The following is a 22,216-nucleotide window of genomic DNA, read 5'->3' as shown; positions in this document are numbered from 1 at the left end:
GCATTTCGCAGAATTTTAGTATTACTGAAATTGTTGGTGTTTCGTATGAAGTAAGTATTCATCAGGCTTTGGAGAGGTTTTATGAGAAGTGTTATGCGACAAACTACTTTTTCGCCCGTCATTTCACCTTCTATATCTAGTTAAATTTAAAAATGACCTCGAAGATATTTCCTAAGCTCCACTTTCGCGAACCTTTCGAGGATCTCGTTGCGTTTGAAGTGCCGTGTAAGGGGTGGTACAACGGTGTGACTATTGAATTAGAAGATGGACGGAAATACGCGCTTTTCTTTTACGATCCAATTCGGTTGGCGCAGGATCTAGAGGCGGAAGTAGCACAAGGTTTGCCATTTGTCGCGGAACCGTTCATGATCGTGGTTCCCGAGATCACTGAAGCGGCGATGCGCACTGCGATTTCTCTTCTACATAAACGAGGTTGGTTCAATGAGCACAATCCAATTTAACTCGACGCTCGACTGCGAATCGCAAATGACGATAGCTTTCTTATTTAATCCCCTGGCGGCGATCTTGTCAGCTCAGCGTTAAATATTTTCAGTGCAAATTTCGTGCGCAATTGAAAGCGATGGAGTACCAAATAATGTTGGGTACATAAATGAGCGAGATCAAAATTACTGACGCTGAAAAACCAAGTCCGTTAGCGGTAAGGTGTGGACGCTTTATGTTTCTCTTTGTTGGGCTCATAATGCTTGGAGTGGGCGGTTGGTTTTTGTATGAAAAGCAAAATGATCAAGTTTTTCTTGCCGCAGTAGTATCAATTAGTGGGGTGATAAAAATTTGGTGCGGTCTTTCGATGGAAGATAAAACTGTTGCTCATTTTGGTTTTTGGTTGCCATACTTCTTAGATTGAATAACTTACTTATGGCGTTTATTTAACATGGCGATCAAGTCGGAATTTGCGCATATAGCCGTCTCGATGGTCAACATTTTGTTAAACATTTTCGCTTCGAGTTGTGTGCTTATTGCGCAATTCCGTTTACCTCTGCGTTAGATGGCTAAATATCTACATGACATTGCAAAGGAGTTTGAAAAAATGCTATTGAGTCGAATCATAGACCCAAATGAAGATCAAATCCTGTATCACTACTGCTCTGCAGGAACACTCCGAGCAATATTGGAGTCCAAAACAATTAGATTTTCAGACATTAATATGATGAATGACTCACAAGAAGCAAGATGGGGTTATTCTGCATTCGAAGAGGCAGCGACCCGCCTTATTAACAGAAAAAACTTGCCAGAAGAAATCCCATTAATGGGGAGGTCATTTTTTGATAGCGTTGATGAAATTCTCTCAAGGGTTCAGCTAATTACTCACCCATTCATTTCCTGCTTTTCCCTTGACAGAGATAGCCTTAGCCAGTGGAGAGCGTACGCAGATGATGGTCGTGGCTTTGCGATCGGCTTTAAAGCAAAGAAGCTTAAAGGAATGCCCGTAAGCCTTCTCCTTGTGGAATATGAAAGAGAGAAGCAAATAAAGGAAATGATGGCCGCTTTAGTTGTAATATTTATGCACTGCGATGGAAATCCAGAAAACGACAAAGGCACGTTCTTTGATGATTGCGTTCTTCTTGGAAATTACATGGTCGCACTAAAGCATCAAGCCTTTCATAAAGAGAAGGAGGTTCGATGCATTCACGCTGTAAACATTGAGACCAGTGAAGCGGGCATGCGCTTTATTGATTCTGGCGGTGTAACTGAGCATGGAGACAACGTTGAAGGCGAGCCTGTTGGTTTCCAAGTACGAGACAATCACTTGTGCGCCTACTTGGATATGCCATTTCGAAGAAAGGACAATGATAATCCAATAGCAGAAATCGTGATGGGACCAAAGAATCATAGCAACCCCGGTAATCTGATGCTGTATTTGGGTGGATTGGGCTACTCTAACCTTACTATCACATCGTCAGATGCGCCATATAGATAGCCGCCACCATCTAACAAGTCAATGCAGCCGACCCGCTAAAGCGGACGTCTGATTTCCAACGTTGAGGCTGTATAAAAAGTCCAAACAAATCCAAAAACAGGTAAACGAATTAAGCAGGTAAACGTTCCATCTCTAGTCACCCAATTCGGAGATGCAGATGGCACGTTACAAACACATTGATCGTAATCCTAAGTTCATTCCCGTCGTGCTCGACGCACAATTGATGGCAGGTAGTTTTGAATATGCACTTGACTATCTGATTGATCATGAACTTGATCTCACCCGCTTTGATGTCCAATACAAAAATGATGACACTGGCGCACCTGCGTATGCATCGTCGCTTCTAATCAAGATCGCCTTGCTCGCCTACAGTCGCGGCATGGTTTCCAGTCGCGCCATCGAAAGAGCTTGCCGTGAGAATGTGTTATTCATGGCGATATCGGGCGACAGCGCACCGCAATTTACAACCATCGCCAAATTTGTGCGTGAGCTCGCCGCAGAGATTCACGATGTATTTACCCAAGTCTTACTTACCTGTGATGCACAGGGTTTGATAGGCCGTCAGATGTTCGCCATTGACGGTGTGAAGTTGCCGAGCAACGCTTCCAAACATCGCAGTGGCACCCACGCTGAACTAGCCCATGATGCCGCGCGGATGGAGAAAGCAGTCTCGACTTTGCTCAAAGCTCACCAAGCTCGTGACCTGCAAAGTAATACCGTGAATGCGCAGCAAGAACGTCAAGCAGATCAACGCCGCATCGACAAATATCAAAAAGAAGCCAAACGAATTCGCGATTTTATTGCCGCCAACGCAGAGCGCAAGAACGCGAAAGGCAAAGAACTCAAAAGCAATGTCACGGACAATGACAGCGCTAAAATGGCCACTGCCAAAGGAGTGATCCAAGGCTATACCGCAGTAGCAGCGGTTGATAGTCAACATCAAATTATTGTCGCCGCCAAAGCGCATGGATCGGGTAGTGAACAAAGCACCTTATTGCCGATGGTCCGCGCCACCGATGCCATTCGGAACAGCGAAACACTGATCACTGCCGACGCTGGGTACCACAGCGAAGACAATGTGCGCGCGCTGCACGAAGCCAACATACCCGCATTAATTGCCGATGGATTGATGCGCAAACGTGATGAGAAATTTAAAGGACAACACAAATACAAATCATTGCCCGATCCCATTGCCGATAAGACCAAGGCTGCAGAACAACTCAAAGCTGCGCCAGCAAAACATCGCTATCTACCTAAAGATTTTATCCTTGATGCGAACCATAACAGGTGCATTTGTCCTGCCGGAAAAGCGCTATACAGCAACGGTAGTCGATGCACTATCGGCGGCAGGATATATCACAGATTCACAGGTAACAAAGCCAACTGCACGAGCTGCACACAACGCGAAAGATGTCTACGTACACCTGATAAAACCGAGGTGAGACAAGTCTCGTTTCTGATCAAAGAACAAGCGCTTCCGGTGACCTTGATCGAGAAGATGAAACGTGAGATCGATAGCCCCGAAGGCCGACGAAAGTATAGCGAACGGATGGGTACTGTCGAGCCGGTGTTTGGCAATCTGCGATACAACAAAGGGCTAGACCGATTCACTTTACGTAGCCAAATCAAAGTTGACACGCAGTGGAATCTATTCTGCTTGGTACATAACATCGAAAAACTGGCGCATTGTGGTTACGGGGTGAGGCGATAAGTATAACTAGTCTTGAAGATGCTTTAAACCGCGAAGAGAAGCATAAAAAGCTTGCCATTTAAACCAATTGTGCGGCACACTCGCTGAATGAAATTTCACTCCAATTTATTTGCTGAAAACTCCCATTGCTTGCTGGCTTTGTTGCTGGCGAATGGGGTTTTTATACAGCTTCGTTAGCCATCACCCGAGATTTCCAACATGCCCATAGTTCGAATAGTTGAAGGCCCCGTGGGAGCGGGAAAGTCGACGTTTTCCGGTTCGCTCGCCGCCCGCACTGGCGGCGTGCATATTGCTCTTGATGAATGGTTCGCAAAACTGTTTAGTCCAGATCGACCGGAGAGTGACTTCATCCCTTGGTACATCGGTCGAAAAGAGCGCCTTTTGGGGCTCATCTGGGCCCACAGCAAAATCGTTCTAGCTTCTGGATCAGACGTAATTCTCGAGCTTGGTCTCATACAGCGGCAGCCGCGAATTGACTTCTGTCGTAAGGTCATTGACGAAGGCTATAGCCTAGTAATGTATGAACTTGATGCACCAAGAGAAATACGACGTGCCCGTGTCCACCATCGTAATTCAAATCGCGGGCCTACGTTTTCCATGATCGTCCCAGATCACATCTTTGAGATAGCTAGCAATATGTGGGAGCCATCGGACGAACTTGAACGCGATGAGTACAAGATTGAATACGTACCGTCTACTTTCAGCGATGAACCGATGGCTAGCCATTCATTCAACGGGACGCCTAGCGGCGCCCGTTAATTCAAACGTTAAATTTGAGCATGTAAAGATGTTTATCACAAGCCCAGAGCAATTAGTAGGTAAAACGATTTATAACGGTATTGGTGCTGAACTGGCTTTTGTTTCGCCTGATGAAACCTCAAGTGTTATCTGGTCACATGAATCCATTCCATATAAACAGTACTTGGAACTTGAAATTAATTTCAGTGAGGGTTTTAAGGCAATAATTGAAGGTGGCATGGATTCAAATTGTGACTACTATTGTCTTTCGCTTGTACAGTCTGAAAGGAAGTTAGAATTTTCAGAGCCTGAAACTGGTGATTTTATTCGTCTCGTCACGCTTGAAAATTTACCTACAGGAAGAATTGAAAAAGTTACAGAAATATATAGCGAAACGAAACAATTGGTAGGGCTACAAATTTTTGTAAATGGTAATAGCTTCGAAATATGTTGTGGTGAAGTTATCGAAAATGAAGCTAATTTATTTGAAATAGTTAAACCACAAGAATTTGTGTTGCTTCGCATGTAAAACATAATTTAACAAGTTGCTCAAGCCCCAGTCGCTACGCTCCTTAGACAGTTTTTAAGTCGCAGTTTTGTGGTTTTTCTGCGCAAAAGTATTCCGCAAAACTACAACTTAAAAACTGCTGCTTAGCTCGGCGTTAAAACTCAGAACAACATGGCAGAAAAATATACTGATCGCATTAAGGAATACTGTGAAGCTGCGGGGGTTGAAATCCCTGCTGGCTTCTATCGCCACTCCGCGAGCAGATTTGCCGTCGTTGATTTGCAATGTTCTCCACCTAAACTCGTCGCAAAAACCTGGTTTAATCAGGAGGACGTTGTTTATTATTTGAAGAATTTAGCTACAAATAAGTCGATGCGGATTCTTGATTTTAAAGATCGCAACGAATTTATTTTCGATGACGGTGAAAGGTTGAAACATGGTGCAGCGTTTTAACCATGCGCTCAACTCGGAATCTGCGCATCTTGGCAATTCGACCTACGGTAGTTTATTAACTACTTTCTTTTCGGTTTATGTGCTGTATGCGGATTTCCGTTTAGCTAAGAGTTAATCATATGAATAAGTTCGACTACAACGACGGTGACACTCTTACGCAGTATATCTGGAATAATTATCAGCATCTATTTTCTCGGCTAGAGCAATTGGGCGTAAAAGCCGTCCTCGCTGAAGATAAGGCTAACGTTGCTTCGAGTCCAAAAATGGCTGAAATGTTGCGAAATAAGTGGGGCGCAGAAAACGATCCCGAGGTGGTTACAGCGCTAAGTAACGGTGTTGATATTTTTCGCGAAAGAGTTCGTGACCGAGTTTTAAGAGAGCACACTGATCAAGTATTTATCAATCGTTGCCCAAACTGTGAGCGGATCGTACGTACGCCGCGCGCAAAACAATGCCATTGGTGTAGTCATGCTTGGCACGAAGTTGTTTAACAAGTCAATCGACGGAGAATCGCCAATGACTATTTCGCATAAATTTATGAACGTCTTGACGATCCCGACATCTCAACGTTATGCCTTATGAGTAATCGGACATTTGCTTGCCTACACTGTCGGAAGTTGCAAAGAAAGGATCAGAATATTGATGCATTTTTCTGTCCGCTTTGTCGACGAGAATGTGTGCGGGTTCATTGGAAGTTACATGTGCCAGCACCGAAAAAAGTGAAGAAATGGAATTCGTTTTGGGATCGTTATTTGCTGGAACTTCGACAAATTGAAGAATTTAAAAGTAATTCCGATATTCGCGAAGTTCGCCTTCCGCTTCTCAACCAAGTACTCAGGAGACTCAACTAATGGTTTGTCAATTATCGTTCTGGCATAACACTGAGCATATAGGCGCCTCAACGTTCAGCATGTGGTTAATCATTAGCTTTTCTGTTACGTCGAGTTGCGCGCAGTCCCGTTTAGCGCGGGCATAGGTCTCACAGATGAGCGATCCAATCAGTGCGAGAATCGGGGATGCAGAGGCAATCGGCGTCCGAGTCCATGGTGACAGTCCCAAGAGTGGCCTTTGTCAGAGCTGTGGTCACCCTTGGGCAGAGCATCGTCTATTCGCTACATCGCGTCCGCCCACTGAGGGCTGGATTAGCTGCCCAATCGAAGGCTGTAAATGCCACAGTACGTGGAGCATGCCAGCGGATGACGCAGCTCAACTCAAACAGCATCATCAATCCGGATAAGGGTATTATGCCGCGTCTGCAAGTACTATGTTCGTTGTCAGTGAGACCTAACAAGATAGTCGATATCGACGCCATGCAATTGTCCATTCTTCGTGCATGCTGCAACACGCAGCGCACATCACTGTAACGTTCAACAAACAAAAGGGCGGTTCCATTGGAAATTGAGATTTTTATTGCAAACTCTGATGAAGACATTAATTCATGTTTTCCTGCATTTAAAGAGTTAAGGCCAAAGCTGAATTTTGAAGACTTTCTTGCTCAGATTAGAAGGCAAGAAAGTCAGTCATACAAAATTCTCGCACTCCGTCAAAATGGCATTATTAAAAGTGCTGCGGGCTTTAGGTTTTGTGAATTTTTAGCGTGGGGAAAAATTCTTTATATCGACGATCTGACAACCTTACCCAATGCGAGAGGGAATGGTTTTGCAGATTCTTTATTGAATTGGTTAATCGAATACGCCAAATCTTCCGCTTGTAATGCCGTTCATTTAGATACAGGATATACGCGTCATGCCGCGCATCGTGTGTATTTGGGAAAAGGCTTTCAGCTTAATTGCCATCACATGGTTTTAGAGTTCTAAATATTTTTGTTCGGCGAGTCGTAGCAGGGCCGTAGGTACGATCACAGCAAGCTAATCGCACACATGGATCTTAAAAATTGAATCGAAGAATGCATGATGACCGCTGCACTTTGTCGATCACCTAACAAGGATGTTTATGAGGATTCCATTGATAGATAAAGACATCAAACATACCTGCGATTACCTTGCACTAATCGCTCCTACGAGCTTATGGACGCTTCGGGCTGCTTCGTGCTCAAGCCCAAAATACAGGTAAAGTACCTTCACGCAGGAAGACAAAAAGTATCGCCTATCATCCGATCACACAAAGCGCATCACAAGTTAAAGAATCCTTTGCTAATTTACTAGCAATCAAGCGATCAATTCGCATACAATCCTCTTAATCAACCGACTCGCTTCGGTTCAGTTCAACAAGGTTTATCCGCCGCAATGATCGCGGATTCTTATTTTTGCGTTTCCGGTGCGGCGGGTAAACGTAGTTCGTTAGATTTCTATGCGCGTACTCTCCGAACTGATCAATGTCCATGAGCCAGCACTTCCTCTCGTCCTTGAATGGATTGAGCATTCACCGCTGTCTTGTGAAGTGTTACCTCCCTCAGAAGCGCGCGCTTCTGTACTCCTGGAATTGCAGATCACCACTCGCTCGCCAATGGGGACAATTGCATTTGAGACAGGTGGCCTTTTGATTGATAACGGTTGGCTTAGAGTTTTAGGTTCAGGCAATCCTAAGCTAGAACGAACAATTACTGGTTGGAATAGAGACCGGGCCTCTGGCTTTCTGCTAGTGGCCGATGATGTGGTCGGCGGCTTTTTTGCAATTAATTCAGGGGGGCTAGGTGGAGATACCGGTGCAATGTATTACTGGGCGCCTGACACATTGGTTTGGGAGGAACTTGGCATCGGGTACAGCGAATTTCTCAAGTGGTCATTAAGCCCAAATTTAGAAAAGTTTTATGCCAATTTGCGTTGGACAAATTGGCAGTCTGATGCAAAACATTTGCATGGAGATCAATGCTTTAATTTCTACCCATTCCTCTGGACGGAGCAAGGGTCGGTTCAAACAAGCCGTCGTACAGGCATTCCTGTCAGCGAGCAATTTGCGGCGAATGTAGAGTTGGCAACCAAGGTCAATGGTCAAGAAACCTAACCTTCGTGTTAAAGCTGCTCCAGCCTTCGGCTTGTGCTGGACGTCCCGCAAGCGGACTGCCCTTCAATTCAAACGTCATACCCAAGGAGACTGAAAGTTATGGCTCGTCAAATGTCACCAGAGCGACAACGTGAGTGGGTGGAATTACGCGCTTTCTTTATCTATTGGGAACGCCATCTGTTTCCCTGCTGCATGTCGCCTGAGGACGCGGGTCATCCTGCCAATGCCGTTGATCGAATCGCGGAGAAATATGGCTTGTCAAAGGCGCTTCAAGGTTTGAGGCAGGCTATTCACGACAAGGTTGAACAATATGCGGAACTCAGTGGTGCAGAACTTCAAAGTGTTGATTCCTCACTAGCAGCGAATGGCTTACTCACATTCTCAGAAGTTCGTCGGCGCTACTGGTCGAAGTACCAAAAGCTGCTGAAACGCAGTGCTATTCGAAATGAAACTGAGTATTACCTGCTGAAGGGTATCGCAGGTGATCTCACATTCCCCATCCCGGAAGTCGAACGTGTGCATATCGAAATGTTGATGGCGGCGTATGAACAAAGCGGAGTATAGCCAAGCAGTGGGAGTAAACCTCGGCGGCAAATGCTAAAGATCAGAGCTCAGTTTTGATAACGCCGCGCTTGAATTTGATCAACGTACTTTTGCTGTTTGCTCAGCCTCATTTCGACACTCTCCAAGTGGTGAGACTTTCATTCAAAATGTTTTGTATTCGTTATAGTATTCCCTATCTTTTCAACCCAATTGCATTTGTTGGTCTCGGGACGCGATTTCGATGTGATGCATTCATAAGTCAGTCCCGGGCAGGTTCTTCCGAACTCTTGTGCTAATCCCATCCATGGTGTGCCGGGCGGTACTTTAGCGATTTCATCGACGATACCTTGGCAGCGTGGCGCTACTCGTGATGGATCTACTGGCGTGGATCCTCTGTTTTCATCAGTTTTGGGTGGGCGCGCTACCGTGGTCGTTTTCGCGTTACCCAAATCGGCTTTGGGACTTGTACTTTCTGGCCTTGTCGGAATCGTGGCGGGTGCTAAGACTTTGATCTCGGCTTTTTTGCTGGTGGCCGGTGCTTTTGCGCGATCGCCATAATGGATTTTGCCGTTTTCATCTTTCCACTTATAGACTTCTTGGGCATCGATTTGGCAGCAGATCAAAGTCAGTAACATAGCAAGTTTGTGCATAGTAGTTTTATCTAAGATTTTTTTCAGTGTCAGTGTTTCAAGTAAAAATGAGGATCACATAGCGTCATCGGAAATTCAAACATGGTATGCGAGCTCGCTTTGATTGCGTTTTTGCCCGATTGGAAAGCTGGACGGCTGGTTCATGTTTGACCCAGTTTGTATGTATGCGACTCCGCTTTTCAGTGCCTGATGAGGGCGGCATATACAGTCGCGCAACGGTCAGGTTCTCTTGGTGTATCGAAGGCTTATCAGTTTGCTAGTAAGTCTTCAAAATAGGGCTTAGGGCAAAACAGACACAGACCAGCACAATTTTGCATCAGCCTTACAACATAAAGAAAATTGCATGAATGATTTATTAAATTATATTTCAATCGCATTGCGGAAAGGTAGTAAATTGCCATTTCGGTAAAATTTTTTAACGCAATTTTTTGCATTTTAAGTGTAGGCAGCAAGCAAGTAGTGATTCTTTTTACCGGTCAAAACTGACACCCGCCGTTAGTCGGGAAGAACTTGCGTGCCAAAATTAAGCCGTATAACATCCAGAAATCTCCGGAAATCAGTCGGGGCCGAATGCCCGGGTTTCTCTACTCTTTAATGCCGAAGTCTCAATATCTTTCATATTGACGATTTTTTTGGATGCGCTAATTTGGTTTTTTAAATCAGCAAATTTAGGCGGCTTCTGTTTGCACGCACTAAATGACGGAAGCCTTCTCGAACACGTATTACCTCTTTGAATACCTAGCGGTTTTTTTGTCTTCTAATATCGTTTGTCCGCTTTAATTTTTCGAATGCTCATTTGCTAAGCAGTACACATTAAGCTCTGGCTAGTGGGTCATTTTTTTGAATTTTGTACTTCAGAGGCGCTCAATGAAAATACTGGGTAAACGTAGGGTCGCAGATGTTTTAGTCAGTCTCTTTTTTAGTGGCGCAATAGCTGGTGTGGCAAATGCTGCTGTAACGGGCCACGCAATGCAGGCTAGTACAAGTGTCCAGCAAAACGCGCAGCAAAGCACGGCAACAAGTTCGTCGCCAGATACGTATTTAGGACCCAAGAAATCCGTGTTCGTCGATGTCGTTGGTGCGGTCGAGGCGATGTACGGCAGCATGCGGGCTGTTGGCACCACCAATGAAGGACTCAATGCCATGTTGGTTGACGCCTTGCTTCGTAGCGGTGCCTTTGTGGTGCTAGAACGTGTTGCTTTAGACGATATTCAACTTGAACAAGATTTAGGAAAGAATGGCTCTAGCACGGCGGCAACCGCAGCGCAAACCGGGCGCATGTTAGGTGCCAGTGCGGTAGTAAGGGCAACCGTGACTAAGTTCGAAGCGAATGCGAGCGGTGGTGATTTGCAGATAGGGATTCCATTTGGCCGATTATTGGGCGGTTCGGCTGGTGTCAGCGACCAAAAAGCCATCGTGGAATTTAGTCTGCGCATTATTGACACCAGTACCGGACAAATCGTCGCGACTTCCAAGGCAACAGGCAGCGCTAATTCAACCAGTGCAAACGTGACTGCCACCAATAATCAGACAGGGGCAAATGTTGGTGCAAATACTTTCAAAAATACCCCCTTGGGGGCGGCGGCCGAGTCAGCCATCAATGCGGCAGTAAAACAAATTATTTTGGGGATGGCGAAATTGCCATGGTCAAGTACGGTGTCCGACTTTGATGGGGGAAAAGTGTATGTCAGCGCAGGTCGTGCGCAGAACCTGCAAGTGGGTACGGTGCTCCATGTTTATCGTAAAGGGAAAGTCCTCACCGACCCAGATACTGGCGTCGTGCTCGAGGTTTTGATGGCAAATGTGGGCACCATCAAACTGCAAACAGTGAATGAAAAAGTCTCGATTGCCAACGTCGTAAGCGGTGATCCACCCGCACGCGGCGATATCGTCAAATTTGAATAAAGGGAATCCATTGCTAAGTAGATTTTGTGCGGTGGGTAGTGCAGTAGTGAAGTGAGTAGTAAGGTTTTTCAACTTTTACTAAAAGGGGTGTATCACCATGAAAAAGAATTTCGCAGTAGTTTCTTGTTTCGTACTTTTATTAGGATTCTCTGGCCTTGGCACGGCACAGGTCGGTAAATCGAGTATGGCACCAGCGCAAGCGCGTGCTGGCGCATCGGCGGTGGACGTCAAGATTGTGGATGACAAAGGGCAGGCGATGCGTGCCGAGTCCTTACCTAAAGATGTGCAGATGAAAGTGGATCGTGCTCGCAAAGCCGCAGAGAGCATGTTAGTGCCAACCGGTGGCGGGGCAACGGCGGAGCGTGTGACAGTTACCGTGAGTTGCAGCTATCCACCCCTTAAATGCACAATTACAATTGCCTGGTAAGCTCTAATGGCGTTCAGTTAGACAAAGAAGATCGTCAATCGTACCTTAAAACCTCTTAACGCAGAGATGCAAAGACGCCGAGATCCGCAGAGAAAAGCAGAATTTTGTTGCTTTTCTCTACGCTACTCGGCGCCCCAGTGCTTCTGAGTTGAGAGGTTTTGATTTTTTGTCCAAAGCCACCGTATTGAATTCGAGCAGTCTATTTTTCACCCGATTTCAAATTCATGTTAGCTAACCTGCATTACGGTTAAGCCCATCATCTACGGCCTTAGGAATTAATTGTCAACAATGCCGGCGCTCGCCGTGGTAGTCAGACGCATGCCTTTCTTTTCAAAGCACCCAGCTAGGCTGACAGGCCCAAGTCGCATTTGAGGAAATGAATGCCGGGTTTATGAGTTTTTAGTGGGAAATAGTGTTTCCCGAAGAAAATGACCGTCAAAATATCCTACAATATCGCCTTATTCTTTCCATCTCCACTTTCACTCTACATGGATACGCACTATGGCCGTTAATTCTCCTCTCCCTGTTGCTAGCGATCTGAAACCTGTAAAAGGTATAGAGCTAGGCTACGCTCAAGCTGGTATCCGTAAAGCGAATCGTAAAGATTTATTGGTGATGAAATTAGCGCCTAGTGCCACGGTGGCTGGTGTGTTTACTACTAACCGTTTTTGCGCAGCGCCAGTACAAGTCTGCAAAGCTCATTTGGAAAGCCCGCATATGGCGCTCGGCCCTATCCGCGCTTTGGTGGTCAATACAGGTAATGCCAATGCAGGTACCGGCGACGCTGGTTTGGCCGCAGCAAATGCAACGTGCGCGGCGCTGGCCGAGTATCTGGGTTGCGAGGCCGCACAGATTTTGCCCTTCTCTACGGGCGTGATTTTGGAACAATTACCCGTGGATCGTCTGATCGCAGGTCTGCCAGCAGCAATTGCCAGCCTCAATGAAGACAATTGGTTTGCTGCAGCAGAAGCCATTATGACCACGGATACTCAGCCTAAGGCCGCATCCAGCGTGGTGGTTATTAATGGTATTCCCGTCACGATGACAGGGATCAGCAAAGGCGCAGGCATGATCAAGCCGAATATGGCGACCATGCTTGGTTATTTGGCACTGGACGCAAAAGTGTCGCAGCCGGTGCTCGATCACTTGGTCAAAAAAGCGGCGGATCAATCGTTTAATTGCATCACGATAGATGGCGACACATCCACCAATGATTCTTTCATGCTGATCGCCACTGGTACCTCGGCATTGGAAATCAATGAACTTGATACGCCAGAATACAAGGCCTTGTCGGAAGCGGTCATTGCCTTGTCGCAAAAGCTGGCACACATGATTATCCGTGACGGTGAGGGCGCAACTAAGTTTATCAGCGTCGTAGTTGAAGAAGGTCGCGATGTGGAAGAGTGCCGCAAGATTGCTTATTCCATCGCGCATTCGCCTTTAGTCAAAACAGCGTTCTTCGCCTCCGATCCAAATCTGGGACGTATCTTGGCAGCGATAGGTTATGCCGGTGTTAACGATCTCGAAGTCGGCAAATTGAATCTCTATCTCGACGATGTTTGGGTTGCCAAAAACGGCGGACGTAATCCCGATTATCAAGAAGCCGATGGTCAGCGTGTGATGAAGCAAAGTGAAATCACGATCCGCGTTAAACTGGCGCGCGGCATGGCTAGAACGACAGTGTGGACTTGTGATTTGTCGCATGAGTATGTGTCGATTAACGCCGACTATCGTTCTTAATTTGCGCGACTCGGAAGAGCATGCACTTAACAAAACTGGGCGTCCCTGATCACACTAATAAGAGTGGCAGCCTATTGTAGGACGGGTGCAAGCCCATCAACGCTAAGCAAAATCGAAAAGAAAAACTAAAGCCTCTCAACACAGAGACACAGAGACATCGAGAAAGGCAAGAGATAGCTAAATTCTCCCAATTCACACAGAAAATTTTTTCTCTGTGTATTCTCTCAATCTCTGGTGCGCAGCATGCTGCTTACCTGTGCTTAGTGGTTTTGGGCATTTGCTTAGCGCCTATGAGATGCAACCCGCGCCGCTCAGACACTCGATGATCTAGCGTAGCGCGTTTTTCCTGCACTACGAGATTTGCGGTGCTAACACTGAATTCTAAATTTCTATGTCCCAATTAGATCAATTCTTAAATCGTGCCGAGCTGTTATTAAGCCGCTTGGAAGCGTATTTGCCACCAGCGATGCCAACACCTGACTGGCATTTGGCGACCGCGATGCGTTGGCGCAAAGGTGGCGCGCGTGGCGCTCAAGGCTATCTGCAAATCGTTAAACACCGTAGTGCTTTAATGCTCAAAGACTTGCAACACATCGCGCCGCAGAAACAATTAATCGAGCAAAACACACTGCAGTTCGTGCAAGGCAAACGAGCCAATAATGTGCTGTTGACCGGTGCTCGTGGCACGGGTAAATCGTCTTTAATCAAAGCATGTTTAAATCAATTCGCGGATCAGGGTTTGCGTCTGATTGAAGTGGACAAAGCTGACATGACCGATCTGCCTGACATCATCGATTTGATCGCGGATCGTCCTGAAAAATTTATTCTGTTCTGCGACGACCTTTCCTTTGAAGAAGGAGAAGCCGGTTACAAAGCATTGAAAGTCGCCTTAGATGGCAGCATCGCCTCCCAATCCGACAATGTCCTGATCTATGCGACTTCGAATCGTCGCCACTTAATGCCTGAACGCATGTCGGATAACGCGAGCTATACCCACGATGAAGATGGCGATTTGCATCCAGGTGAGACGGTAGAAGAAAAAATCTCTTTATCCGAACGCTTTGGTTTATGGGTCTCGTTTTATCCATTCAAACAAGACGATTATCTCGATATCGTCGCACACTGGTTAGCGAGCTATTCTTGTACCCCGGAGCAGATCAGCGCCGCCCGCGCCGACGCTTTGCGCTGGGCGCTACAACGTGGTTCGCGTTCAGGTCGCGTGGCGTGGCAGTTTGCGCGCGATTATGCTGGGCGCAATAACTAGTTTCCTTTTATCTGCGAGAACTAAAATCATGAGCGCAAGCCCTGTTAATGTCGCTGTCGGCATTTTGATGAAAGCCAATGGCGATGTCTTATTAGGACAGCGACCGGAAGGAAAACCTTACGCTGGCTATTGGGAATTTCCTGGGGGTAAAGTAGAAGAAGGCGAAGCAATTCTCGATGCACTTAAGCGAGAATTCATGGAAGAACTAGGGGTGCAAATCATCAGCGCTGAGCCATGGTGCGGGGTCGAGCATATTTATCCGCATGCCCACGTGCGCTTACATTTTTACATTTCACGCGTATGGTCAGGAGAACCGCAAAGTCTGGAGGGCCAAGCCTTTGCTTGGCAAGGAACAGTGGGAGTTGAGCCATTGTTGCCAGCGACTATCCCGCTTTTAGACTACATAGCTCAATTGCGCTAGTCGCTTCTTTTGTCCAACAGGCCTTAGGGCAACAATCGCCCTTGTCATCAAATTTTATATTTATGTGAAATAAAATTACCAGAAAGACATATTTTTACTCGTTTCTAGCTTGAATCGAGCTGACAACTTTTAGTCTAAAAAGTTTTATTTATTCATAGTTAAAAGTGCTTCATTAAAAATAATTCAAGGACGTTAAATTTTTATTGTTGCTACAAGGCGATACTTAATTTGTATACTGAAAATATAGTGATAAAAGCTAGTATTTCGCTTGTTTGACCACTTATTGCTGATTAGTATATTAAATTCATATTTGTAAATATTTTTACAAATATGAGTTTTTATAATAAACACAAGAAAGGGTCACAATGAAACACAATAATAAAAATGCCAGCTTTGCCAGAAAATCGGTGATTGCATTGGCGATCAGTATGTGCTTCGCGACAGTTGCTTTGGCGCAAAGTTCAGAAGGTTCAATTTTTGGTAGAGCGCCAACGCCGAAAGCCAAAATTACCTTAGAAAATGTGGAAAATGGTAGTGTTCGTCATATTGAAGCAAATGCCGACGCTAGCTTTACCTTCAGCAAAGTCGCACCGGGCAAATATAAAATCACCTCAGGTAGTGTGACGCGAGAAGTTGAAGTCACGATTGGTACTGGTACCGAGGTGAAATTAGAAAGCACCTCAGTCGTCATTACCGGTTCGCGTACTCGTAGCCCAATCGACGTATCTAGTTCAGAGTCGAATACGGTCTTTACTCAGGCGGAAATTCAATCCATGCCTATCCCTCGCAGCGCGACCGCAGTAGCGATGCTGGCGCCGGGAACCGTGCAAGGTGATGCCGGCTTGGCGAACTTACCTTCAGTAGCCGGTGCATCCATCGCTGAAAACGGTTACTACATCAACGGTATGGATGTCACGAATATCCGAAATTTCCTGACTTTCGCTAGCTTGCCGTTCGATGCAATTGAGCAGCAACAGATTAAAACTGGTGGCTATAGTGCTGAATATGGACGTTCATTGGGCGGTGTCATTGGCTTAACCACGAAACGTGGTACGAATACTTGGAAGGGGGGCGCATCGGTCATCTATTCACCCGCTAACTTTAGTGCTAAGGGCCTGAACACTGCCGATAAGGAAGTGCTGGATAACCCTAATGGCTATTTCATTTTTTCTCGAGATAATACGAGTCAATCAACCGAAGTGAATGCCAACTTAGGCGGTCCGATTATCAAAGATAAGTTGTTCGTCTGGGGGATGGTAACGCAACAACGTAGTCGCTCCGATTCATACGGCAAGACCTCGAGTAGTGCGGCGGATTCGGGTCGACCAAACGGCATGTTAAAAATCGATTACGTGATCAGTGGCGATCATCGTTTGGAAGGGACAGCAATTTCCAATCATAGCTATTCACGCAGCTATAGCTGGTTACATCCGACAGGACAGAATTATGTCATTGGTCATCTGGGCGATCCGCGTATCAGTACTAATGATAATTTGTCGACGGTATTCATCGGTAAGTACACAGGATCTATAACCGATGACTTCGCCGTCTCTATTTTGACAGGTGGTACTAATGGGTATTATGGATTAACAAAAGGCGCAGGTGCCTCACGTCCCTATGATCCTAGTTGCCCTGCTGTTACCGGGCCCACTAGCGGGCAGCGTCAAGGATGTTATGCATTTCCAACTGTAAGCACTCGCGATCCTAATTTTGGTGAAAATTTTGACAAGCGCAGAAATACCCGTTTTGATCTTGAATATAATTGGGGAAACCACACCCTACGTGCTGGTCTGGATAACCAAAAATTTGTCTCGGCTCAATCTGGCTCCGTCAATAGTTCTGGTGGCAAGACTTATGCATACGCTTTTTCATCCAACGGCGCCGTGAACGGCATTCCTAACGTCGTCGCAAAAGGAGGGGAATATGTATCAGTTTCTTACGGCTACAGTTCTTCCGGTATCTACACAGTTTTGAATGATGCAAAATACTTGGAAGATACTTGGCAGGCAACAAGTAATTTGCGTTTGACAGGCGGTATGCGTTGGGAATCCTTTGTCAATAAGAATGCAGATGGCGTGTCATTTGCAGAGAAGAAGAATTTGTTTGCACCGCGCTTGGGTGTGTCATGGAACGTGTTAGGCGATTCTTCGTTGAAGGTCTATGCGAATGCGGGACGCTATTACATTCCGGTTGCATCAAATACGAATATTCGCGGCACACAGATCGCCTACACCGAACAAAAATTCTATACCTTCTCGGGAAAGGATCCTAAGACTGCGGTTCCGACTGGTTTAACTGAAATCGGCCAGGCCATTATTAATGGTTCTGAACGTTTACCGAATCCTGCTACGGTATCAGATCCTAACTTGAAGCCAATGAATAAAGACGAAATTATTTTAGGTTTTCAGCAAGCCATCAGTAAATCATTAGCCTATGGCGTGAAGTACACCAAGAATCGTATCAACGCTGGTATGGATGATTATTGTGGCACGGCACAGATAGCGGCGTGGGCCAAGGATCAAGGCTATAGTAAGTTCAATTACAAGTCTTTAGCTGGTTGTGTGCTGATGAATCCAGGTGAGGATTTGACTTTAGCTATGGACTTAAATGGTGACGGTAAATTAGTACGTGGCACAATTCCGGCGAAGTATTTGGGTTTGGCAAAATATGAACGTGACTACGACGCGTTTGAGTTCACTTTGGATCGTCCTTTTGATGGAAATTGGATGGCGGGCGCATCTTATGTTTGGTCTAAGAGTCGAGGTACCGCAGAAGGCTATGTACAGTCAAATTTAAATCAAACTGATGCGGGTATCACTCAAGATTTTGACTTTGGCTCATTCACTGACGGCGCCTATGGCTATCTGCCAAACGATCGTCGTCATCAGTTTAAGCTGTATGGTTCGTACAAACTGAATGATACTTGGACTGGTGGCTTGAATTCTCGTATCACCTCAGGCCGTGCAACAAGTTGTCTCGGTTATGTACCAACTACCGTGCCTGATTATCTAGGTGCAGGCGGTACCACCAGCGGCGGCTCTGGTGCCTATGGCAGTGCTTCTAGTTACTATTGTTTGAATAAAGATGGCGTGAGTGAATTGCATCCACGTGGCTCGGGTCCTCGTACACCGTGGACAACTCAGTTAGATTTATCATTGAACTATAATCAAAAATTTGGTAATCATTTGTTGACAGTGCAATTCTCGCTCGTCAACGTTTTTGACACGCGCACTGTGCAAGAATGGTCTGAGCGTAGTGACTATAGTCGTAGCACGAGTAAGACGCCACCTGGGCGTTTTAATCAAAATTATCAGTCACCAACGGGCTTCCAAACACCACGTTCTTTGCGTGTGACTGCACGTTATAACTTTTGATGACATACACAGCTGAAGTGCTGCTGACCTTAGGTAAAAAGTAGCATAGAAAAAGGCTTATCTCGTGAGAGATAAGCCTTTTTTAATTCAATGGCAGCGGATTTGTTGTGCACCGTATTAACGCTCGAACAGACCCTTGAGTTTGTTTTTCGGGTTTGTTCTGAGTAAATAGAATGTGCTCGCGTCGATAAATTCGCGATATCCGCTAGCGGATCCAGTTCTCAAATTTTTATTTTATATTCTATTAATTCGTGCTACACCTAAATACAATAGTATCCGGTATGCTGCCGATATTTCCATTGTGATTGCATTAATAAACTTTATTCCAACAAAAGACACAGATGTAGTGAAGTTACTTCAAGGTGTAACTCCAAAATGGACGGTGAAGTGGTATTTCGATTTTTGTATTGTCCACCATGGCGTTATTTTTTTGTGTCCATACGCCAAGTAGAAAGACACTGAGAAAGTGCAAATCTTAGTTCTCGATCTCCAATACCAGAAAGGTGAAAATGTTAGTTAAACCATTAAGTTTCTTTGTTTGTAGTTGCTTTTTTGTTCTCGCTCCTACATTGGCCCAAGATGTTGTCGATGCTGACAAATCAAAGGAAAGCATGGATCAGATCAAAATTTCAGCCTTAAGAGATCCAGAACTGCGTTCCTATTCTCAATTACTTAAAGGCCTGAAAGTTTACAATGATCAACGTAGCCTCGCGCCAGAGTCCGAGTTATTTTTTATCTTGATTCCTAAGTCTAAATCGGCGAATTTACGCGAGCTAAAAATGAGGCTGGCAAGTGATGAGGTATCGGTCGATATTCCAGTTGATTCTTCAGGTCAATTCAAACTACCTTTTATTGAAACCAAAAGTGATGATGAATATGATTTGATATTGAACATACCCAAGGGACAGTTTCTGATTCGACCTTACGTCAAGAGTGCCAATTTGCCTCTGAATACCAAACGCTTCGGTGATTTTCGTTTGGAATGCCAGGTCAGATGGGCGATTGAGAAGCAAGACGTTTCGATAGTATTTAGCACCTATGTTAACTTGCTGGCCTCTGGCAACCCCTGTAACTCACGAACGGTTGACGTGGGATTTTATGCTCCCTATGGTGTTGATACGATTTCTTTCGACACGGCGAAGCAAAAGTTATTTAATAAAGTCAATTCTTATGAGCGATTTTCTTTACCATTATGGAACAAAGACTTAGAGGACAGCGTTTTAGTGAAATTTGGTCGCATTGATAATGTTAGTCAACCATAAAACTTGCCAGTGACCTGGCAAGTAATTAGTGATGTGATCGTTATTCGAAGGAGCTCAGAACAATAGTGAGTAAGTTTTAATAGTCGGTAAGTTTTACTTACTGAACAGACCTTTCAACTTATCTTTCAACTGTTCATTCACCTTCTCTTTCAATTCTTTTTTCTTCTCTTCCAATGCCGGTGCAGCTTTTGCTTTGAATGCCGATTTCAAGGCTTCGCTACCGATTTGGGCGAACTGCAATTGGTAGGACAATTTGTCGAATGGGCCGCTGATACGTACCGGAATGCTGATGTCTTTGAGTTGCGATAAATCGCTACCATCTTGTCCTGTTGCGGTATTGACGACGGTGACTTTGGCGGTGTAGTCGAGGTGGTTGGCGCGCAGATCGACTTTGCCTTTGCCGCCGACACGCAGGAATGGTGATTTCATATCCAGATCATCACTGTTACCTACGCCATCAACAAAATTAATCGAGGCAGATAGGGCGGAGAAATCGGTTTTCTCATTTTTATTCGCGCCTTGTTGTTGGTCTGTTTTGTTTAAGATTTTGGCCTTGAAGTCGCGCAAAGATTTGGCCAGATTAATACCCTTGACTGCACCATCCAATAATTGGGTACTGATCGTGCCATTTAAGTTTTCTTTGAATTGCGACACACGTTTTGCATGCGTATTAATCTGCAAACTCAAGTTGCCGCGACCTTCAATGATGTCTTTACTCATAAAATCCATCAGCAGAGGACTGATCTGGATATTGCTCAATTTTTGTTGTACCTGCAAATGATTGCCATCCACATCAAAACGAAGATTGCCCGCGACTTCGCCCTGATACAGTTGCGCCTGCAAGCCATTCATACTGATCTCTCCTTGCGCCGCTTTGATGGGTAAATTGACTTGATTGATATGCAGGTTTTTGACTTGCAAGGCGCCAATTCTGACCACACCATTCAAATTGAGTGCCTTGAGTCCGGTAAGATTTAAATCTTCTTCTTTGCTCTCCGAGGTCTTAGACGGTTCTGCTGTCGGCTTGATATAGCGATCCAGATTGAGTTTGTCGATATCGACCTTAAAATTGATCGCGGGCGCAGAAAAATTTTGTACCTGCAAAGACGTATGCAATTGTGTTTCGTCGAATTTTGCATCGAGCACGCTGTCTAGATTTTTCTCTTTCAGATTGACTGAAGCGTGACCTGTGATGGGGATTGCTATCGCGGTTTGGGCTAATTTAGGATCGTTGATTTTGATTTGTATCGCTAGCTGCTGCAGCTTTAATAATTGCGTGTTCAGATCCATAGAGACCGGTGATTTTAATTCTAACTGCTTGGATGCTCCGTCTTGTTTGCTCTCCGCCTGCACTTGCACTTCAGCGATGCTTAATTGTTTATCCTGTAGCGAAAATTTATTCAGTACGATATTGGCAGCCGATTCCTGCGCGCCTTTGAGCTTTGCATTGAGTTTGATTTGCTCGCTTTTGCTGTGCTCCGCGTGCCAGCTTAAGGCCGCGGTTTCAAGTAGAACTTCTAGCGTGTCCTTGCCTAGCTTGCCTGCGATCTGGGTTTTGAAATCTTGTAGGTCTAGGCTTTTTTGCGTCATGTCAAAACTGAGTTGCGTGTTCAGGTCGATTTTTGCTTCCGCTTTTGGTTGTTGAAAGTTGAACGCCGCACTGAACTTGATAGGCGTTTTCTTCTTGTCAGCAATTTTTCCTGTACTCAAATTCAAATCTTTGATGCTGCCTTTTAACGCCGCTTTTTGATCGTCAATTTCGAATTGTGAGTTGGCGATGTCGATACCTTCAATGTCGAAACGCATTTGCTTGGTGTCGCTAGTATCGGTTTTCGTTTGATACTCAGACGGTTCTTTTGCCAACAAATCATCTATGTTCGACTTGCCTTGTGCATCGCGTTGATAACGCAACTGCAAACCATGCAAGGAAATTTTATCGACCACGATTTGTTTTTGAAACAGTGGCATTAAAGCCAGTGAAACCTGGGCTTTGTCCAGATGAGCAAATTGGGTCGGCGATTCAAATTCGGAGAGGCGAATTTTTTCCAAACTCACGCCTAGCTTTGGAAAAAAATTGAGTTGAATATTGCCATCGATGACGAGAGTTCTGTGCTTCTTCTCTTTGACTAATTCAATTAGTTGAGCTTTGAATTGATTGGGGTCAAAGACAAAACTGAGGTAGGCAATCCCCAGGCCAATTATCAATACGATGGCGGATAGGACAATAACAAGAATTTTGAGCGGCTTAGTCATGACGGTTTCCTGATAAAAAAGCGGAGTGGATCACAGCGTTGTGATCATATCACTATCAGAAAAG

The 22,216-nt window shown here is 45.3% G+C and carries 20 protein-coding genes; 18 read left to right on the top strand and 2 right to left on the bottom strand.

The window, feature by feature from the left end; translation table 11 throughout:
• The first annotated feature begins 152 nt into the window (after nucleotides 1–152).
• The 11 genes from AC1RR2_RS16615 to AC1RR2_RS16565 all read left to right on the top strand — a co-directional run bounded on the left by AC1RR2_RS16615 (nucleotide 153) and on the right by AC1RR2_RS16565 (nucleotide 8,877).
• Nucleotides 153–461, top strand: a complete 309-nt coding sequence (locus AC1RR2_RS16615) for a hypothetical protein (protein WP_493223389.1) — start codon at nucleotides 153–155, stop codon at nucleotides 459–461.
• Nucleotides 462–610: 149 nt separating this feature from the next.
• Nucleotides 611–865 (top strand): hypothetical protein, encoded by a 255-nt coding sequence (locus tag AC1RR2_RS16610; RefSeq protein WP_493223388.1) that lies wholly within the window; start codon nucleotides 611–613, stop codon nucleotides 863–865.
• Nucleotides 866–1,006: 141 nt separating this feature from the next.
• On the top strand, nucleotides 1,007–1,939 hold the full coding sequence (locus tag AC1RR2_RS16605; protein ID WP_493223387.1) for a DUF2971 domain-containing protein: 933 nt from the start codon (nucleotides 1,007–1,009) through the stop codon (nucleotides 1,937–1,939).
• Between the two features lie 157 nt (nucleotides 1,940–2,096).
• Nucleotides 2,097–3,650, top strand: coding sequence for a transposase (locus tag AC1RR2_RS16600; RefSeq protein WP_493223386.1), 1,554 nt, complete (start codon nucleotides 2,097–2,099; stop codon nucleotides 3,648–3,650).
• A gap of 198 nt (nucleotides 3,651–3,848) precedes the next feature.
• Nucleotides 3,849–4,409, top strand: a complete 561-nt coding sequence (locus AC1RR2_RS16595) for a P-loop nucleotide/nucleoside kinase family protein (protein ID WP_493223385.1) — start codon at nucleotides 3,849–3,851, stop codon at nucleotides 4,407–4,409.
• Between the two features lie 28 nt (nucleotides 4,410–4,437).
• Entirely contained in the window at nucleotides 4,438–4,917 is a 480-nt protein-coding gene (locus tag AC1RR2_RS16590; RefSeq protein WP_493223384.1) for a hypothetical protein, read from the top strand.
• Between the two features lie 150 nt (nucleotides 4,918–5,067).
• Entirely contained in the window at nucleotides 5,068–5,349 is a 282-nt protein-coding gene (locus tag AC1RR2_RS16585) for a hypothetical protein (RefSeq protein WP_493223383.1), read from the top strand.
• 119 nt (nucleotides 5,350–5,468) lie between these two features.
• Nucleotides 5,469–5,840 carry a hypothetical protein gene (locus AC1RR2_RS16580; RefSeq protein WP_493223382.1) on the top strand — a complete coding sequence of 124 codons (372 nt, stop codon included), beginning with the start codon at nucleotides 5,469–5,471 and terminating at the stop codon, nucleotides 5,838–5,840.
• A 900-nt stretch (nucleotides 5,841–6,740) separates the two neighbouring features.
• Nucleotides 6,741–7,166 carry a GNAT family N-acetyltransferase gene (locus tag AC1RR2_RS16575; protein WP_493223381.1) on the top strand — a complete coding sequence of 142 codons (426 nt, stop codon included), beginning with the start codon at nucleotides 6,741–6,743 and terminating at the stop codon, nucleotides 7,164–7,166.
• Nucleotides 7,167–7,659: 493 nt separating this feature from the next.
• Nucleotides 7,660–8,313, top strand: a complete 654-nt coding sequence (locus tag AC1RR2_RS16570) for a DUF2625 domain-containing protein (protein WP_493223380.1) — start codon at nucleotides 7,660–7,662, stop codon at nucleotides 8,311–8,313.
• Nucleotides 8,314–8,412: 99 nt separating this feature from the next.
• Nucleotides 8,413–8,877 carry a hypothetical protein gene (locus tag AC1RR2_RS16565; RefSeq protein ID WP_493223379.1) on the top strand — a complete coding sequence of 155 codons (465 nt, stop codon included), beginning with the start codon at nucleotides 8,413–8,415 and terminating at the stop codon, nucleotides 8,875–8,877.
• Between the two features lie 137 nt (nucleotides 8,878–9,014).
• On the opposite strand, the gene AC1RR2_RS16560 is transcribed toward AC1RR2_RS16565, so the two are convergent.
• A complete protein-coding gene (locus AC1RR2_RS16560) occupies nucleotides 9,015–9,506 on the bottom strand; it encodes a DUF4124 domain-containing protein (protein ID WP_493223378.1) in 492 nt (163 codons plus the stop codon).
• A gap of 867 nt (nucleotides 9,507–10,373) precedes the next feature.
• Between AC1RR2_RS16560 and AC1RR2_RS16555 the strand changes: the two genes are divergently transcribed.
• The 7 genes from AC1RR2_RS16555 (at nucleotide 10,374) to AC1RR2_RS16525 (ending at nucleotide 19,899) form a co-directional block, all read left to right on the top strand.
• Nucleotides 10,374–11,411 carry a CsgG/HfaB family protein gene (locus AC1RR2_RS16555; RefSeq protein WP_493223377.1) on the top strand — a complete coding sequence of 346 codons (1,038 nt, stop codon included), beginning with the start codon at nucleotides 10,374–10,376 and terminating at the stop codon, nucleotides 11,409–11,411.
• Nucleotides 11,412–11,508: 97 nt separating this feature from the next.
• A complete protein-coding gene (locus AC1RR2_RS16550; RefSeq protein ID WP_493223376.1) occupies nucleotides 11,509–11,838 on the top strand; it encodes a hypothetical protein in 330 nt (109 codons plus the stop codon).
• A 501-nt stretch (nucleotides 11,839–12,339) separates the two neighbouring features.
• A complete protein-coding gene (gene argJ, locus AC1RR2_RS16545) occupies nucleotides 12,340–13,578 on the top strand; it encodes a bifunctional glutamate N-acetyltransferase/amino-acid acetyltransferase ArgJ (protein ID WP_493223375.1) in 1,239 nt (412 codons plus the stop codon).
• 391 nt (nucleotides 13,579–13,969) lie between these two features.
• The gene (locus AC1RR2_RS16540; protein WP_493223374.1) at nucleotides 13,970–14,842 is read left to right on the top strand and encodes an ATP-binding protein; all 873 of its coding nucleotides are present in this window, start codon (nucleotides 13,970–13,972) and stop codon (nucleotides 14,840–14,842) included.
• Between the two features lie 28 nt (nucleotides 14,843–14,870).
• A complete protein-coding gene (locus AC1RR2_RS16535) occupies nucleotides 14,871–15,263 on the top strand; it encodes an NUDIX domain-containing protein (RefSeq protein ID WP_493223373.1) in 393 nt (130 codons plus the stop codon).
• 365 nt (nucleotides 15,264–15,628) lie between these two features.
• A complete protein-coding gene (locus tag AC1RR2_RS16530; RefSeq protein ID WP_493223372.1) occupies nucleotides 15,629–18,637 on the top strand; it encodes a TonB-dependent receptor in 3,009 nt (1,002 codons plus the stop codon).
• A 509-nt stretch (nucleotides 18,638–19,146) separates the two neighbouring features.
• Nucleotides 19,147–19,899 (top strand): hypothetical protein, encoded by a 753-nt coding sequence (locus tag AC1RR2_RS16525; protein ID WP_493223371.1) that lies wholly within the window; start codon nucleotides 19,147–19,149, stop codon nucleotides 19,897–19,899.
• A 93-nt stretch (nucleotides 19,900–19,992) separates the two neighbouring features.
• Here AC1RR2_RS16525 and AC1RR2_RS16520 read toward each other — a convergent pair whose 3' ends face one another.
• Nucleotides 19,993–22,152 carry an AsmA family protein gene (locus AC1RR2_RS16520; RefSeq protein WP_493223370.1) on the bottom strand — a complete coding sequence of 720 codons (2,160 nt, stop codon included), beginning with the start codon at nucleotides 22,150–22,152 and terminating at the stop codon, nucleotides 19,993–19,995.
• Between the last annotated feature and the right edge of the window lie 64 nt (nucleotides 22,153–22,216).

The sequence above is a fragment of the Undibacterium sp. GW821-FHT11H02 genome, assembly GCF_058808015.1.
Note: the sequence above shows the minus strand (reverse complement) of the source record. Positions and strands in the feature narration are given on the sequence as shown.

Excerpts from the sequence above, each read along its gene's own strand:
- AC1RR2_RS16615 (WP_493223389.1), top strand. The coding sequence starts at position 153 with ATGACCTCGAAGATATTTCCTAAGCTCCACTTTCGCGAACCTTTCGAG.
- AC1RR2_RS16610 (WP_493223388.1), top strand. The coding sequence starts at position 611 with ATGAGCGAGATCAAAATTACTGACGCTGAAAAACCAAGTCCGTTAGCG.
- AC1RR2_RS16605 (WP_493223387.1), top strand. The coding sequence starts at position 1,007 with ATGGCTAAATATCTACATGACATTGCAAAGGAGTTTGAAAAAATGCTA.
- AC1RR2_RS16600 (WP_493223386.1), top strand. The coding sequence starts at position 2,097 with ATGGCACGTTACAAACACATTGATCGTAATCCTAAGTTCATTCCCGTC.
- AC1RR2_RS16595 (WP_493223385.1), top strand. The coding sequence starts at position 3,849 with ATGCCCATAGTTCGAATAGTTGAAGGCCCCGTGGGAGCGGGAAAGTCG.
- AC1RR2_RS16590 (WP_493223384.1), top strand. The coding sequence starts at position 4,438 with ATGTTTATCACAAGCCCAGAGCAATTAGTAGGTAAAACGATTTATAAC.
- AC1RR2_RS16585 (WP_493223383.1), top strand. The coding sequence starts at position 5,068 with ATGGCAGAAAAATATACTGATCGCATTAAGGAATACTGTGAAGCTGCG.
- AC1RR2_RS16580 (WP_493223382.1), top strand. The coding sequence starts at position 5,469 with ATGAATAAGTTCGACTACAACGACGGTGACACTCTTACGCAGTATATC.
- AC1RR2_RS16570 (WP_493223380.1), top strand. The coding sequence starts at position 7,660 with ATGCGCGTACTCTCCGAACTGATCAATGTCCATGAGCCAGCACTTCCT.
- AC1RR2_RS16565 (WP_493223379.1), top strand. The coding sequence starts at position 8,413 with ATGGCTCGTCAAATGTCACCAGAGCGACAACGTGAGTGGGTGGAATTA.
- AC1RR2_RS16560 (WP_493223378.1), bottom strand. The coding sequence starts at position 9,506 with ATGCACAAACTTGCTATGTTACTGACTTTGATCTGCTGCCAAATCGAT.
- AC1RR2_RS16555 (WP_493223377.1), top strand. The coding sequence starts at position 10,374 with ATGAAAATACTGGGTAAACGTAGGGTCGCAGATGTTTTAGTCAGTCTC.
- AC1RR2_RS16550 (WP_493223376.1), top strand. The coding sequence starts at position 11,509 with ATGAAAAAGAATTTCGCAGTAGTTTCTTGTTTCGTACTTTTATTAGGA.
- argJ (WP_493223375.1), top strand. The coding sequence starts at position 12,340 with ATGGCCGTTAATTCTCCTCTCCCTGTTGCTAGCGATCTGAAACCTGTA.
- AC1RR2_RS16540 (WP_493223374.1), top strand. The coding sequence starts at position 13,970 with ATGTCCCAATTAGATCAATTCTTAAATCGTGCCGAGCTGTTATTAAGC.
- AC1RR2_RS16535 (WP_493223373.1), top strand. The coding sequence starts at position 14,871 with ATGAGCGCAAGCCCTGTTAATGTCGCTGTCGGCATTTTGATGAAAGCC.
- AC1RR2_RS16530 (WP_493223372.1), top strand. The coding sequence starts at position 15,629 with ATGAAACACAATAATAAAAATGCCAGCTTTGCCAGAAAATCGGTGATT.
- AC1RR2_RS16525 (WP_493223371.1), top strand. The coding sequence starts at position 19,147 with ATGTTAGTTAAACCATTAAGTTTCTTTGTTTGTAGTTGCTTTTTTGTT.
- AC1RR2_RS16520 (WP_493223370.1), bottom strand. The coding sequence starts at position 22,152 with ATGACTAAGCCGCTCAAAATTCTTGTTATTGTCCTATCCGCCATCGTA.